The sequence below is a fragment of the Rodentibacter trehalosifermentans genome, from assembly GCF_002000545.1.
Taxonomy (GTDB): Bacteria; Pseudomonadota; Gammaproteobacteria; order Enterobacterales; family Pasteurellaceae; genus Rodentibacter; species Rodentibacter trehalosifermentans.
Genome location: NZ_MLHL01000002.1, coordinates 32,180 through 46,088 on the forward strand (window position 1 = coordinate 32,180; position 13,909 = coordinate 46,088).

Below are 13,909 nucleotides of genomic sequence, written 5' to 3' on the forward strand. Positions count from 1 at the left end.
CAGAGCAAAAATGGAGTGACAGGAAGTTGCTCTTTTCTTCATCAACAAGGGGGGATTATGGTTGCTGTTCGTGGATCACATTTGTTAAACCCGAAAGATTTTGTGATTGAACAATGGTGTGCTGCGTTAAAACTGACAGAGCAAACGGAAAAACGTCTGATTGCGGCGTGGTACTATGCCCGCAATTTGATGGAAGCTCACCCTGATGAAATGAAAAATGCCACATTGACACACCAATCCGGTGTAGAAATGGTAGAGATTTTGCATGAGCTGAATATGGATGCCGAAAGCCTGATTACAGCAATGCTTTTCCCCATTGTGGCAAACTGGCTGGTGGATTGGGAAGTTTTGAAGGAAGATTTTGGCACAGAAATCACCAAATTACTGCGGGGAGTGGAAGAGATGGATAATATCCGTCAACTTAACGCAAGCCATTCTGCCAATGCCTTACAAGTAGATAATGTGCGCCGTATGCTCCTTGCCATGGTCGATGATTTCCGCTGTGTGATTATTAAACTTGCCGAACGCATTACCTTTCTGAGAGATGCTGAAAATCGCTGTTCCGAAGAAGAAAAAGTGCTCGCCGCCAAGGAATGTGCCAATATTTACGCCCCGTTGGCAAACCGTTTAGGCATTGGTCAATTAAAATGGGAACTGGAAGATTATTGTTTCCGTTATTTACACCCTGAGCAATATCGCACCATTGCTAAATTACTCCAAGAACGCCGCCTCGATCGTGAACAATATATCGCTGATTTTGTGCAAGAGTTAAGCGGTTATTTGCGTGAAAATATAGAACGGGTTGAGGTGTATGGCCGACCAAAACACATTTACAGCATTTGGCGTAAAATGCAGAAAAAACATTTGGAATTTAGTGGGCTCTATGATGTGAGGGCGGTGAGAATTATTGTTCAAAAATTACAGGATTGCTATACCGCATTAGGTATTGTGCATACCCATTTCAAACATTTACCCAAAGAATTTGACGATTATGTCGCTAACCCAAAACCAAACGGCTATCAATCCATTCACACTGTGGTGTTGGGAAAAGGCGGCAAGCCTATTGAAGTGCAAATTCGCACTCAGCAAATGCACGATGATGCAGAACTCGGGGTGGCAGCCCATTGGAAATATAAAGAAGGTACCACCGGTAGTTTATCCGCCTATGAAGAAAAAATCGCTTGGTTGCGTAAATTATTAGCTTGGCAAGATGATATTACCGATTCCGGTGAGGTGATGGCGGAATTGCGTAGCCAAGTGTTTGATGACAGGGTCTATGTGTTTACCCCAAAAGGTGAGGTGGTCGATTTACCTGCAGGTTCAACACCGCTTGATTTTGCTTATGCCATTCACAGTGAAATCGGTCATCGTTGCATTGGGGCAAAAGTAGGCGGACGTATTGTGCCTTTCACTTATCAGCTGCAAATGGGTGATCAAATCGACATCATCACCCAGAAAAACCCGAACCCAAGTCGGGATTGGCTCAACCCAAATTTAGGTTTTACCCACACCGCAAAATCCCGCTCAAAAATTCAAGCTTGGTTTAAAAAACAAGATCGTGATAAAAATGTGCCGGCAGGAAAGGAATTGCTGGATAACGAACTTGCCCGTCTAAATCTGAATATCAAGCAAGTCGAGCCTTATGCCCTGCCTCGTTATAATCTCAAAAGCCTCGAGGATCTCTATGCGGGAATTGGCAGTGGTGATATTCGTTTAAATCATTTGGTAAACTTTTTACAAAGTAAACTGATTAAAGTAAGTGCCGAGCAGGCGGACCAAGAAATTCTTCGTCATGTAGCCAATAAAAGTGCGGTCAATTCTCAGCAAAAAAATGCAGAAAAAAACGGCAGTGTGATTGTAGAAGGCGTGGGCAATTTAATGCATCATATTGCCCGTTGCTGCCAGCCTATTCCCGGTGATGCCATTGTGGGATACATCACAATGGGACGAGGCATTTCTATTCATCGTAGTGATTGTGAACAATTTTTAGAATTGCAAGCTGCCCATCCGGAACGGGTGGTGGAATCCCTTTGGGGAGAAAACTACGCCCGAGGCTTCCATATTAATATTCGTATTATCGCCAGTGACAGAAACGGATTATTGCGAGATATCACTACTGTTCTGGCAAATGAAAAAATCAGCGTGTTAGGGGTAGCGAGCCGGGCGGATACCAAAAAACAACTAGCAACCATTGATATGGAAATTGAACTTCACAATGTAGAAAGTTTAAGCAAGATCTTAGCAAGACTTGCCAAATTAGATGATGTGATTGAAGCAAAACGTTTATAGGTAAATTTATGTACAAAACAACGGGATTAACCCATTTAATCAATTCAACAAAATACTCCCTCCAAGGTTTGAAAAGCGCCTTTAAAAATGAAACAGCTTTTCGCCATGAGTGTTTTCTTGCGGCTATTTTAATTCCGCTCGCTTTCTTCCTTGGGGAAACGAAACTTGAAATCGCCTTAATGATTTCATCGGTTTTACTGGTCATGGCAGTGGAATTATTAAACAGTGCTGTTGAAGCGGTGGTGGATCGCATCGGCACCGAACGCCACGAGCTCTCAGGCAGAGCCAAAGATCAAGGTTCCGCCGCTGTATTTATCGCACTTTGCATTGTTGGCGTAGTATGGGGAAGTATTCTCTTCTTCTAAAGTGCGGTCAATTTTTAAAAAGATTTCGGCTTATGTGTTGGCATAAGCCGTTTTTTATTGTGCCAATGCTAGACAGTGATTAATTCAACATTGAGCTCTTTAATGGCGTGTTGTACCGATTCAACCAGATTTTTGTCACAAATAATGCAATCAAACCTTGTCAAAGGGCAAATATGGAAGGTTGCCACTTTGCCATATTTTGAGGAGTCCGAGACTAAAATTCTTTGATTGCTGGCATCAAGCAAGGCTTTTTTTACCGGTAATTTGTTTTCGTCAGGGGTGGTTAAGCCTTTCAATGTCCACGATGAAGTAGAAACAAAGGCAATATCAATAGAAAGCTGTCGGAGGAATTGACCGGCAAGTTCGCCAACGGAAGAATGATTCAATTTATTCACGCTCCCACCGATATGAATCAATTCGCATTGCCCATTCGTCATAAGAAAATGAGCAATAGAAAAATCGTTTGTCACCACTAAGAGATCATTACGCTCAATTAAACGGTAAGCAATTTCTAATGTGGTAGTGCCGGCATCAAGATAAATGGTGGTATTGGTTGGAATTTGTTGTGTGGCAAATTTGCCAATTTGTTCTTTTTGAGCACGAAAGAGAAGAGATTTATCTTGGTGAGTTGGCTCAAAAGATAAATGCTCTTGCATTTTTACTCCACCCGATATGGAAACCACTTTTCCCATTTCTTCTAATTTTTGAATATCCCGGCGAATAGTCATATGGGAAACATTCAGCGATTCGGCAAGTTGTATAATGCTTACCATACCTTTTTGACTGATTAAATTGAGTAATAATTTTTGGCGTTCTGCAGGAATCATAAAAGTCCCCTCTAAAATTTTCTTCATTATATCGTTTTTCTCTCAACGTTTGTTTTCTTTATTTTTAACAAAAAATAACACAAATGTTAAAACCTGTGATCTTGTTCACGTTTTTTTATTTTTAGCTGTGGCAGAATGCTCCACATAGATCAATTAACCTTACCTAGGAGAAAAATGATGACAAACAAATCTTATTCAGTTACCGTAATCGGTTTAGGTGCAATGGGTATGGGGGCTGCGCAATCTTGCGTGAAAGCCGGCTTAACCACTTACGGTGTCGATCTTAATACGACATCACTTGAAAAATTAAAGGAAGCAGGCGCTTATGCCGTTAGTCAAAGCTCGGTCGATTTTGCCGATAAATTAGATGCTGTTGTATTACTTGTCGTGAATGCGGCACAAGTCAATGCAGTGTTATTTGGTGAAAATGGGTTAGCGGAAAAACTTAATAAAGGTACCGCCGTGATGGTTTCTTCAACCATATCTGCGCAGGATGCGAAAGAAATTTCACAAAAATTAACAAGTTTAGGATTGGTTATGTTAGATGCGCCTGTTTCCGGTGGTGCAGCAAAAGCCGCCGCAGGAGAAATGACCGTCATGGCATCTGGTTCAAAACAGGCGTTTGATAAATTACAGCCTGTACTCGATGCTGTGGCTGGTAAGGTGTACAACATCGGCGAAGAAATTGGTTTAGGGGCAACGGTGAAAATTATCCATCAATTACTCGCCGGCGTACACATTGCCGCTGGGGCAGAAGCGATGGCGCTCGCCGCTAAAGCAGGTATTCCTCTTGATTTAATGTATGACGTGGTCACCAATGCGGCAGGGAATTCATGGATGTTTGAAAACCGAATGAAACACGTTGTGGAAGGGGATTATTCACCGCTTTCCATGGTAGATATCTTTGTGAAAGATTTAGGATTAGTGAACGATACGGCAAAATCCTTACGTTTCCCGCTTCACCTTGCCAGCACCGCTTATTCGATGTTCACAGAAGCCAGCAATGCAGGTTATGGAAAAGAAGATGACAGTGCAGTGATTAAAATTTTTAGTGGTATTGAATTACCGAAAAAAGGAGTGTAACGATGCTAGGTATTATTGCAGATGATTTTACCGGTGCAAGTGATATCGCCAGTTTCCTTGTTGAAAATGGCTTGAATACGGTGCAAATGAATGGCGTACCCAATACCACATTAACAGAAAAAGTGGATGCCATTGTCATCAGTTTAAAATCTCGTTCAAATCCGGTGGAGGAAGCGATCGAACAATCATTACAGGCGCTTGATTGGCTACAAAAGAGCGGTTGTTCTCAGTTCTATTTTAAATATTGTTCGACATTTGACAGTACTGAAAAAGGTAATATCGGTCCGGTAACGGATGCCTTATTAGAGGCACTTAATGATGATTTTACGGTCATTACACCGGCATTACCGATTAATGGAAGAACGATTTTTAACGGTTATTTATTCGTCGGCAATGTGCTACTGAACGAATCCGGTATGCGTAATCACCCGATTACGCCGATGAAAGATGCCAATCTTATGCGTTTAATGGATGCGCAAGCCAAAGGAAAAACAGGCTTGGTGAGCTATGCTGATGTGATTCAAGGCGCCGAGCATGTGAAATCTTGTTTTGCCCAATTAAAGCAAACGGGATTCCGTTATGCGGTGGTGGATGCGGCAGATAATAGCCAGCTTGCGGTACTTGCGGAAGCGGTGAGTGATTTGAAATTAGTGACCGGCGGTTCCGGACTCGGTGCTTATATGGCGGCGAGATTAAGTGGCGGTAAAAAAGCGGAAGAGGCGTTTGTACCGAAAAAAGCACGCAGTATCATTCTTTCCGGTTCTTGTTCCGAGATGACGAATAAACAAGTGAATGTTTATAAAGAAAAAGCCACCACGATTTATTTAGAGGTGGAAAAAGCGATAGCGGATGCCAATTATGCCGACATCTTATTTGAACAAATTTTACCACATATTGATGAACCGCTTGCGCCAATGGTTTATGCCACAGTGCCACCCGATGAATTAAAACGGATTCAGGCACAATTTGGTGCGGAGCAGGCAAGCCAAGCTATTGAGCAAACTTTTGCGAAATTGGCACAACGATTAAAAGAAAAAGCCAATGTGGAAAACTTTATCACCGCAGGCGGTGAAACGTCCAGCATTGTCGTGCAAAAACTCGGATTTAGCGGTTTTCAAATCGGTAAACAAATTGCACCGGGTGTGCCTTGGTTAAAAGCCTTGGGAGAATCGACCGCACTTGCTTTGAAATCCGGTAATTTCGGGAAAGAAACCTTTTTTATTGATGCGCAGGGAATGATGTTATGACTGATTCAGAATTAAAAACACTTATGGTGCAACTTGGTCGTTCTTTCTATGAGCGGGGTTATACCGTTGGTGGAGCAGGGAATCTCTCCGTTCGGTTAGATGAAAATCGTATTTTAGTGACCCCGACAGGCTCTTCCCTAGGGCGTTTGAAAGCGGAACGACTTTCCGTGCTGGATATGGATGGTCATGTACTTGAAGGTGATAAACCCTCAAAAGAATCCGTATTTCATTTGGCGATGTACCGTAAAAATCCTGAATGCCGGGCAATTGTACATCTTCATTCTACCTATTTGACGGCACTTTCCTGTTTGGAAAATCTTGATCCGCAAAATGCCATGAAAGCCTTTACACCTTATTACGTGATGCGGGTCGGAGGCTTGCCGGTCATTCCTTATTATCGTCCCGGCTCCCCTCGTATTGCCGAAGAGTTAGAAGCCCGGGCATTATCCGGAAAAGCCTTTTTGCTGGCGAATCATGGCGTGGTGGTAACAGGAGAAGATTTGTTAGATGCCGCTGATAATGCGGAAGAATTGGAGGAAACCGCCAAACTTTTCTTCCTTTTACAAGGAAAACCGATTCGTTATCTCACCGATGACGAAGTGAATGAATTAAAAAATAGGGGGAAATAGCCATGCCAAAATTTGCTGCGAATTTAACCATGATGTTCAACGAAGTTCCTTTTATTGAACGTTTTGCCGAGGCGGCAAAAGCGGGCTTTAAGTATGTTGAATTTCTTTGGCCTTATGATTACGACATTGAAACCATCAAGCAAGAACTGGATAAACATGGTTTACAAGTCGTGCTATTTAACACACCCGCCGGTGATGTTTCCAAAGGTGAATGGGGTGTTTCAGCGATTCCGGGACGTGAAGCGGAAAGTCATGCGCATATTGATATGGCACTGGATTATGCCTTAGGTCTAGGTTGCCCCAATGTGCATATCATGGCGGCGGTTGTCCCTGAAGGTGCGGATAAAGTGGAATATCAGCAAACGTTCATTAACAATATTCGTTATGCGTCAGAGAAATTTAAACCTCATGGTGTGAATATTTTACTTGAAGCCCTAAGTCCGGAAGTCAAACCGAATTATTTGTTAAAAAGCCAATACGACACGCTGGCAATCGTGGAACGGGTTGAACGGGATAATGTCTTCGTTCAGTTGGATTATTACCATGCGCAAAATGTGGACGGTAATTTATCTCGTTTAACGGATAAATTAAACGGCAAATTCGCCCATGTACAGATGGCTTCCGTACCGGATCGTCATGAGCCGGATGAAGGTGAAATTAACTACGACTATATTTTCAATAAACTTGATGAAATCGGTTATCAAGGTTTTGTCGGTTGCGAATATAAACCGCGAGGGGAGACATTAAGCGGTTTGGGATGGTTTGAGAAGTATAAATAAGTCATAAAGTGCGGTTGTTTTTTGCCATGTTTTTTAAATATGAAAATAGCCGCTTTTTTATACCCTAAATTTGCCTTTTTAAAGGTTCAAGGAGCGTTTTTTATGAAAATTGTGATTACCGGCGGACAAGGATTTCTCGGTCAACGCCTTGCAAAAACATTACTTAATCAAACAAAAATTGATATTGATGAGCTTACCTTAATTGATGTGGTGAAGCCTGTCGCACCGAATAATGATCCACGCGTAAAATGTTTTGAAATGGATCTTCGCCATCCTAAAGGATTGGAAAAGATTATAACGGCTGAAACGGATGCCATTTTCCATCTTGCAGCGATTGTAAGTAGTCATGCGGAACAAGATCCTGATCTCGGTTATGAAATTAATTTCTTGGCAACCAAGAACTTACTTGAAGTTTGTCGCCAAAATAACCCTAAAGTACGTTTCGTTTTTTCCAGTTCACTTGCCGTATTTGGCGGTGAATTACCGGCGGTCATTCAAAATGATACCGCCGTTACCCCTCAATCTACCTATGGCACACAAAAAGCAATGAGTGAATTACTCATTAATGACTATACAAGAAAAGGTTTTGTTGATGGTTTTTGTGTTCGTTTACCGACCATTTGTATTCGCCCGGGCAAACCTAATAAAGCCGCTTCTTCTTTTGTGAGTAGTATTATTCGAGAACCATTACACGGCGAGCAAGCCATCTGCCCGGTATCGGAAGATTTGCGACTTTGGTTATCCAGCCCGAATACAATTATTGAGAACTTCATTCATACATTAACGTTACCGTCGTTACCATTACGTAGTTGGCATGTTATTAATCTTCCTGGCTTTACCGTCAGTGTTAAACAGATGCTTTCCGATTTGGCGAGTATAAAAGGTGATCAGATTTTGGCAAATGTCAAATTTGAATTTGATCAAAACATTAACAATATCGTGGCAAGTTGGCCGGCTGAAATTAATTGTTCACAAGCTTTAGAACTGGGATTTTCCGTTGATCAGAATTTTAAAGATGTGATTCATCAATTCATCCAATTTGATATGTGACCTATTAACGATAAGGAGTACTTATGCTTGGACTACCTACGCCAATTATTGGCTTAATTATTGCTGTATTCGTTCTTGTTGTTTTGGTGTTAAGAACACGTGTTCACGCTTTTATTGCGATGTTAATTGCCTCATCTATTGCCGGTTTGATCGGGGGAATGAGCGTTAATGATACCCTTGGTGCGATAACTAAAGGTTTTGGTGGCACATTGGGGGGAATCGGGATTGTTATCGGTCTTGGTGTCATGATGGGAAGCGTTTTGGAAGTGTCTGGTGCGGCTGAAAAAATGGCATTTAGCTTCATCAAATTCTTAGGTAAAAAGAAAGAAGAATGGGCTCTCGCAATTACCGGTTATATTGTGAGTATTCCTATTTTTGTGGATTCAGCCTTTGTGATTTTATATCCCGTTGCTAAAGCGTTGGCGAAAAACGGAAAACGTTCATTACTAACCTTAGGCGTGGCACTTGCCGGTGGTCTAGTTGTGACTCACCATACTGTGCCGCCAACACCGGGTCCATTAGGCGTTGCAGGTCTATTCGGTGTGGATATTGGTGCAATGTTACTGGTTGGTATGTCATTTGCCGTATTGCCGGTGATTGGTATGGTTTTATATGCGAAATGGTTAGATAAAAAATATCCGACTTTCAACCAAGAATCTTTTTCTACGGAAGAATTAAAGCAAAAATACGATGATTATATTGAAAAACACGAGAAGAAAAATCTTCCAAGCTTAGGGTTATCGTTACTTCCAATTGTACTGCCAATTTTGCTTATTTTTATCAAAGCGATTCTTGATTTAGCGATTAAGAGTAGCCCGGCAATTGCAGAGATGAAAATCTACCATTTCTTTGCTTTTATTGGTCATCCGATGATTGCATTAGCACTAAGTGTTTTAATTTCTGTTTATACCTTGTTGCCTAAAGTCGATAAAAATACGACCGCACTTCACCTTGAAGAAGGGGTAAAAACAGCCGGTATTATTTTATTGGTAACCGGTGCCGGTGGGGCATTAGGTGCGGTATTGCGCGATAGTGGCGCAGGCAAACAATTAGCGGAGCAAATTGCCAGCCTCCCAATTTCGCCTATTTTAATTCCTTTTATCGTCTCTACACTGGTCCGTTTTATTCAGGGCTCCGGCACGGTGGCGATGATCACTGCCGCATCAATTTCTGCGCCTATTCTGGCTCAAATTCCGGGTGTCAATATGTTGCTCGCTGCTCAAGCTGCAACAATGGGATCACTTTTCTTTGGTTACTTTAACGATAGTTTATTCTGGGTGGTCAACCGAATGATGGGAATCAATGATGTGAAGAAACAAATGATCGTTTGGTCCGTCCCTACCACAATTGCATGGGCAATTGGGGGAAGTTTGGTGATTATCGCCAATCTAATTTGGGGTAATGACGGTTCTATAACGGATTTGATTTTCCCATTAGGCATCCTCGCGTTAATCATGGGGTATGTTCAGATTCAGAGTAAAAAGCTATAACCGCTAATCTATTGAGTGGGAGGGGGATTTCCTTCCTCCCACTCAAGATTAAAAATTTTACCATGACAAGAGAAGGGGCGTGATTCACCTGTAATTGTCATTATTGTGTAAAAAGTCGCTCGCTTTGTATAAAAAGGAGAGATTTACATGTTCAAAAAAATACTCGTTGGTATCTTTTTATTTTTTACGCTATTTCATGTTTGGGCTCAAGAGGATAGACCTCAATCAGGAAAACCGATACAGGCTACATTACTGGCTGAAATTACCCCATTAGGTCAAAGGATAACAGGCGTTGCATTGGAATACGAAGATAATGTTCTGGCAACCAGTGATTTGAGATATTCCTACCAAGTACTCACCCAATTAGAAGAAAAAGAAAGGCTCCCCCGTTCTATTATTCGTGCTTATGTCAATGATTTGCCGAAAAAAGCAATACAAGCCAAATCAGGTAAGTTTGTCATCCTTGAACTAGATGATAGGGATGTGAATGCGGCTTTATATTCGTTGAAAGAGGATAATCAACAGCCTATGAAATTTCAATCAAAAGACAATTCAGGCAATATTGTTGAGGTTGAGAAAGTTCAAGGAATAAAGATTCCGCAATATTATGGCGGGAAGTTAGTCTATCAAATTGACCAAACCGGTTATATCAAACTTTCCAATGGGAAAACCATTGAACGAAATTCAGTGTCTTTGAGTGCCGAAAAAGATCACCTTAAAACTTTATTTATCGATGATTTTTCTGAACAAGTGGTCAGGCTTAATGAAAATAATTTCTTGAAATATCGTTTTTATCGTCCCGATTTAATGGCAAACAAAAAATATCCTCTCACGATTTTCTTACATGGCTCCGGTCAAGTCGGTACAGATAATTTAGCCCATATTGTTTCAAATAAAGGTGCAATTTCGACACTACAATATGAAGACGGATTTGTACTTGCTCCTCAATATAGTACGGTTTTTGATCCTTTTGATGATAAAGCGAAAGGGCAAAAGGGCGGTATTCATTGGCAAACTCAGAATCGAGCGAATTTAGTGTTAAAGATGATCGATGAGGTGGTGCAGCAAAATCCAGCTATCGATAAAGATCGTATTTATTTAGTGGGATTATCTCGTGGTGCCGAAGGGGCGTTAAATCTCTTACTAAATCGACCGCACTTTTTTGCCGGTGCATTATTAGCAAGTGGAAGGGAGGCTTATACAACGGAATGGATTGATGGTTATGCCAATAAAGAAAATTTAGCGCCAATTAAAAATGTGCCTATGTGGTTTTTCCATAGTAAGGAAGATCGAATCTCACCGGTTAAAGGATCTCGTATTAACTATGAGATTTTGCACAACCAACTTGATGCCCCTTACGTGAGATATACCGAGTTTACCACAGAAAAAGCGGGCGATAATGGCATCATTAATAATAATCCGCACAACACTTGGGATGTTATTTTTAACAGCCCGGAAGTCATGCAGTGGTTATTACAACAACGCCGTGTAATGAGTAAAAATGAAAATTAATAGGGGGCAATTATGTATGTCTATTTATCATACCCACTTGATGTGAATGATCCCGGGTTTCCGGGGGAACCGACATTAACACTAGAATGCTGTACCAACACGGATCATGGCGATGTGTATAACAGTTCGAAAATTCATTTATTTAACCATTTTGGTACACATTTTGATGCGCCACGTCATTTTAATCCCAAGGGCGTGACGATTACGGAATTGCCCTTGAGCCAATTTATTTATGAATCTCCTTTGGTTCTTGATATTCCTAAGAAAAATGGAGAACTGATAGAACCTCAAGATTTTCAACCGCATTTGGCGAGTATTCAACGGGCGGATTGTTTGATTATTCGTACAGGATTAGAAACCTCACGTAAAGAAAACCCGCAGGAATATGCTAAGAATGGCGGCGCATTTAGTATTCAAGCTGCACAGTATTTAATTGATCACGCTAAAAATCTGAAAGCGGTAGGTTTTGATTTTATTTCTTTAGCTTCTCCAACCCATCCTGATCACGGCGTGAAAGCCCACCAAATTTTGTTGGGAATGTTCAGTGATGATTTCATCTGTATTATTGAAGATATGACTCTCGCCCATTTGGATAAAACAAAAGTAAAACGCATTTTTGCTTTACCGCTCAGAGTGAAGGGCATTGATAGTGCGCAAGTCACGGTGTTAGCGGAATTGGAGGATGCCTGATGAAGATTGAGAAAAAATCATTTCTATGGACTTTCTTTTTATTGATATTGAGTTTATGCAGCGCCTATTTTTCTTCTTTAATTGAAAGTGATTTTGGACGCATAGATGTGCGTACCGTTAGTTTTATCACGGAAGAAAACCAACCTATGGTGGCGAAACTATATCATCCTCATTCTGCTACGGCAGAAACCCCCAAACCGGGATTGCTTGCATTGCACGGGTATCAAAGTGATAAAGAGGCAACAACAACTTTTGGTGCTTTAGAATTGGCAAAACGTGGTTTTGTGGTACTCGCAATTGATCATTTTGGACATGGCTATTCAACGAAATTACCAGCATCGAATAAAAATATGAGCGGTGCCAATAATGGCTATCAGTATTTGAAAAAATTGCCCTTTGTGGATTCTCAACGTTTGGGGATTTTTGGTCATTCTACCGGTGCATTAAATGCGATTCGGGTAGCAAAATTAAATCCGGATCACCGTGCGATTAATGGGCTAAGTTCTAATGGTGGGGATACTGATCTAAACAATTATTTGCTCACTCAAGGTCTGTATGAGGAAATTGGCGGATACCGAGAAAGAACCTTCCCTGTTAAATCCTTAGTACATAATGAAAATCGCTTAAAAGCCTTCTCGTTGGCATCGAGCGAGACGTTAAAATGGGATCACACTTATGGTAATTTTAACGATGGTTCGGCACGTAGAGCAGCATTAGTCAACGGAACACATCTTGGGGTGATGATTTCTTCTCACAGTAATAAGGAAGCGATTCTGTGGTTTAATCAAACATTGCAAAATGCGGAGCAGGATTCTGATTGGATTGAACCGGAGGAACAAACTTATTGGTATAAAGAATTTGCCGGATTGTTTGCATTAATTTGTGCGATAGGATCTGCGTTATGTTTGGCAAACGGGTTATTAAAGTGCAATTATTTTTCATCAATTACGCAAACTATCACCCCAAAAATGGCAGTAACGACATCTCGCTGGCGGATATTTTCCCTGATCAATATTGTTGCCACTATTGTGTTATATCCGATTTTTACACAATGGGGAGGAGCGAATGAACCTATTGCCGCAACCTTCTCGTTTATGCCATTAGAAATGGGCAACGGAATTGTAACTTGGTTAGTCGTGAGTGCGTTGATTAATTTAATCTTTTTCTTAGTATGGAAAAAATCAACACAAATTTCTCTAGCGGAGTTTGGGGTTTATAGCAATCATCAAAACATATCGACATTGACGTTAATTTTTCGCTCATTAGTTTTAGCCGCATTGCTGATTCTCTGGTTATATTCTATTGCAAATTTTGTACAGGTTTATTGGGGCGTTGAACTACGTTTCTTGTGGCCACTCTTAAAACCGTTAACGGCTGAACGTTTCGATTTATTCCCAATTTATTGGTTACCTATTTTATTCTTTTTCTTTATTTTCTACGGGTTAATTATTTCTGTGCAAATGAAGCAAAAGGTTGAAACTTCATTCACTAAGACGTTGTTTGTGTGGACATTAAAGAGCAGTATTTTTGCCGCAGGTGGATTAATCATTCTATGGTGTTTTCACTTCATTCCGGCATTTATGCAAATTGGACCGATGTTTGATGTGCTTGGATTGCCACAATTTGGTGGTCGCTGGATGATGATGTTAGTTGTGATTATTCCGCAGATCATTGCCTTTATTTTTATTAATTACTGGTGTTATTTAAAAACAGGTTATATTTATCTAGGCGTGTTTTTGACTTCAATATTGATGACATGGATTATGGTCGGAGGGCAAGTTATCGGTCGTTTCCTTGCATAAATCTCTTCCTTTGATTTAATCAAAAATAAAAGAGCGGTCAAAAAATTAAACAATTTTTCGGTGTCATGTCGCACTTGCACAAAACGATTGGATCTCTTCCCTCCCTCCGTTTACGGGAGGTGCCACAGGGGTACAACCTGATAACA

12 protein-coding genes are annotated in these 13,909 nt (G+C 40.9%); 11 read left to right on the top strand and 1 reads right to left on the bottom strand.

Annotated elements, in window-relative coordinates; translation table 11 throughout:
* The first annotated feature begins 57 nt into the window (after nucleotides 1-57).
* Nucleotides 58-2,289 (top strand): GTP diphosphokinase, encoded by a 2,232-nt coding sequence (relA, locus tag BKK52_RS00190; protein WP_077477440.1) that lies wholly within the window; start codon nucleotides 58-60, stop codon nucleotides 2,287-2,289.
* An 8-nt stretch (nucleotides 2,290-2,297) separates the two neighbouring features.
* Complete coding sequence (locus BKK52_RS00195; RefSeq protein WP_077414500.1) at nucleotides 2,298-2,654, top strand: diacylglycerol kinase; 357 nt, start codon at nucleotides 2,298-2,300, stop codon at nucleotides 2,652-2,654.
* 68 nt (nucleotides 2,655-2,722) lie between these two features.
* On the opposite strand, the gene BKK52_RS00200 is transcribed toward BKK52_RS00195, so the two are convergent.
* Nucleotides 2,723-3,481 (bottom strand): DeoR/GlpR family DNA-binding transcription regulator, encoded by a 759-nt coding sequence (locus BKK52_RS00200; RefSeq protein WP_077414498.1) that lies wholly within the window; start codon nucleotides 3,479-3,481, stop codon nucleotides 2,723-2,725.
* A 177-nt stretch (nucleotides 3,482-3,658) separates the two neighbouring features.
* Between BKK52_RS00200 and ltnD the strand changes: the two genes are divergently transcribed.
* From ltnD to BKK52_RS00245, 9 genes are all read left to right on the top strand, one after another.
* A complete protein-coding gene (gene ltnD, locus BKK52_RS00205; RefSeq protein ID WP_077477441.1) occupies nucleotides 3,659-4,564 on the top strand; it encodes an L-threonate dehydrogenase in 906 nt (301 codons plus the stop codon).
* Nucleotides 4,565-4,566: 2 nt separating this feature from the next.
* Complete coding sequence (gene otnK, locus BKK52_RS00210; protein WP_077420078.1) at nucleotides 4,567-5,811, top strand: 3-oxo-tetronate kinase; 1,245 nt, start codon at nucleotides 4,567-4,569, stop codon at nucleotides 5,809-5,811.
* A complete protein-coding gene (gene otnC / locus BKK52_RS00215; RefSeq protein WP_077420079.1) occupies nucleotides 5,808-6,440 on the top strand; it encodes a 3-oxo-tetronate 4-phosphate decarboxylase in 633 nt (210 codons plus the stop codon). The genes otnK and otnC overlap by 4 nt, the downstream gene beginning before the upstream one ends.
* Before the next feature lie 2 nt (nucleotides 6,441-6,442).
* Complete coding sequence (otnI, locus tag BKK52_RS00220; protein WP_077477442.1) at nucleotides 6,443-7,219, top strand: 2-oxo-tetronate isomerase; 777 nt, start codon at nucleotides 6,443-6,445, stop codon at nucleotides 7,217-7,219.
* Between the two features lie 102 nt (nucleotides 7,220-7,321).
* Nucleotides 7,322-8,269 carry a D-erythronate dehydrogenase gene (denD, locus tag BKK52_RS00225; protein ID WP_077420081.1) on the top strand — a complete coding sequence of 316 codons (948 nt, stop codon included), beginning with the start codon at nucleotides 7,322-7,324 and terminating at the stop codon, nucleotides 8,267-8,269.
* Between the two features lie 23 nt (nucleotides 8,270-8,292).
* Entirely contained in the window at nucleotides 8,293-9,759 is a 1,467-nt protein-coding gene (locus BKK52_RS00230) for a GntT/GntP/DsdX family permease (protein ID WP_077420082.1), read from the top strand.
* A 147-nt stretch (nucleotides 9,760-9,906) separates the two neighbouring features.
* Nucleotides 9,907-11,271: an alpha/beta hydrolase-fold protein gene (locus BKK52_RS00235; RefSeq protein WP_077477443.1), complete on the top strand. Its 1,365-nt coding sequence runs from the start codon at nucleotides 9,907-9,909 to the stop codon at nucleotides 11,269-11,271.
* 12 nt (nucleotides 11,272-11,283) lie between these two features.
* The gene (locus BKK52_RS00240) at nucleotides 11,284-11,961 is read left to right on the top strand and encodes a cyclase family protein (protein ID WP_244160198.1); all 678 of its coding nucleotides are present in this window, start codon (nucleotides 11,284-11,286) and stop codon (nucleotides 11,959-11,961) included.
* On the top strand, nucleotides 11,961-13,763 hold the full coding sequence (locus tag BKK52_RS00245) for an alpha/beta hydrolase (RefSeq protein WP_077477445.1): 1,803 nt from the start codon (nucleotides 11,961-11,963) through the stop codon (nucleotides 13,761-13,763). Before BKK52_RS00240 ends, BKK52_RS00245 begins: the two co-directional genes overlap by 1 nt.
* The last annotated feature ends 146 nt before the right edge of the window (nucleotides 13,764-13,909 follow it).

Coding starts and splice junctions, on each gene's coding strand:
- otnI (WP_077477442.1), top strand. CDS start 6,443: ATGCCAAAATTTGCTGCGAATTTAACCATGATGTTCAACGAAGTTCCT.
- BKK52_RS00235 (WP_077477443.1), top strand. CDS start 9,907: ATGTTCAAAAAAATACTCGTTGGTATCTTTTTATTTTTTACGCTATTT.
- BKK52_RS00195 (WP_077414500.1), top strand. CDS start 2,298: ATGTACAAAACAACGGGATTAACCCATTTAATCAATTCAACAAAATAC.
- BKK52_RS00200 (WP_077414498.1), bottom strand. CDS start 3,481: ATGATTCCTGCAGAACGCCAAAAATTATTACTCAATTTAATCAGTCAA.
- BKK52_RS00240 (WP_244160198.1), top strand. CDS start 11,284: ATGTATGTCTATTTATCATACCCACTTGATGTGAATGATCCCGGGTTT.
- otnC (WP_077420079.1), top strand. CDS start 5,808: ATGACTGATTCAGAATTAAAAACACTTATGGTGCAACTTGGTCGTTCT.
- BKK52_RS00230 (WP_077420082.1), top strand. CDS start 8,293: ATGCTTGGACTACCTACGCCAATTATTGGCTTAATTATTGCTGTATTC.
- ltnD (WP_077477441.1), top strand. CDS start 3,659: ATGACAAACAAATCTTATTCAGTTACCGTAATCGGTTTAGGTGCAATG.
- otnK (WP_077420078.1), top strand. CDS start 4,567: ATGCTAGGTATTATTGCAGATGATTTTACCGGTGCAAGTGATATCGCC.
- denD (WP_077420081.1), top strand. CDS start 7,322: ATGAAAATTGTGATTACCGGCGGACAAGGATTTCTCGGTCAACGCCTT.
- relA (WP_077477440.1), top strand. CDS start 58: ATGGTTGCTGTTCGTGGATCACATTTGTTAAACCCGAAAGATTTTGTG.
- BKK52_RS00245 (WP_077477445.1), top strand. CDS start 11,961: ATGAAGATTGAGAAAAAATCATTTCTATGGACTTTCTTTTTATTGATA.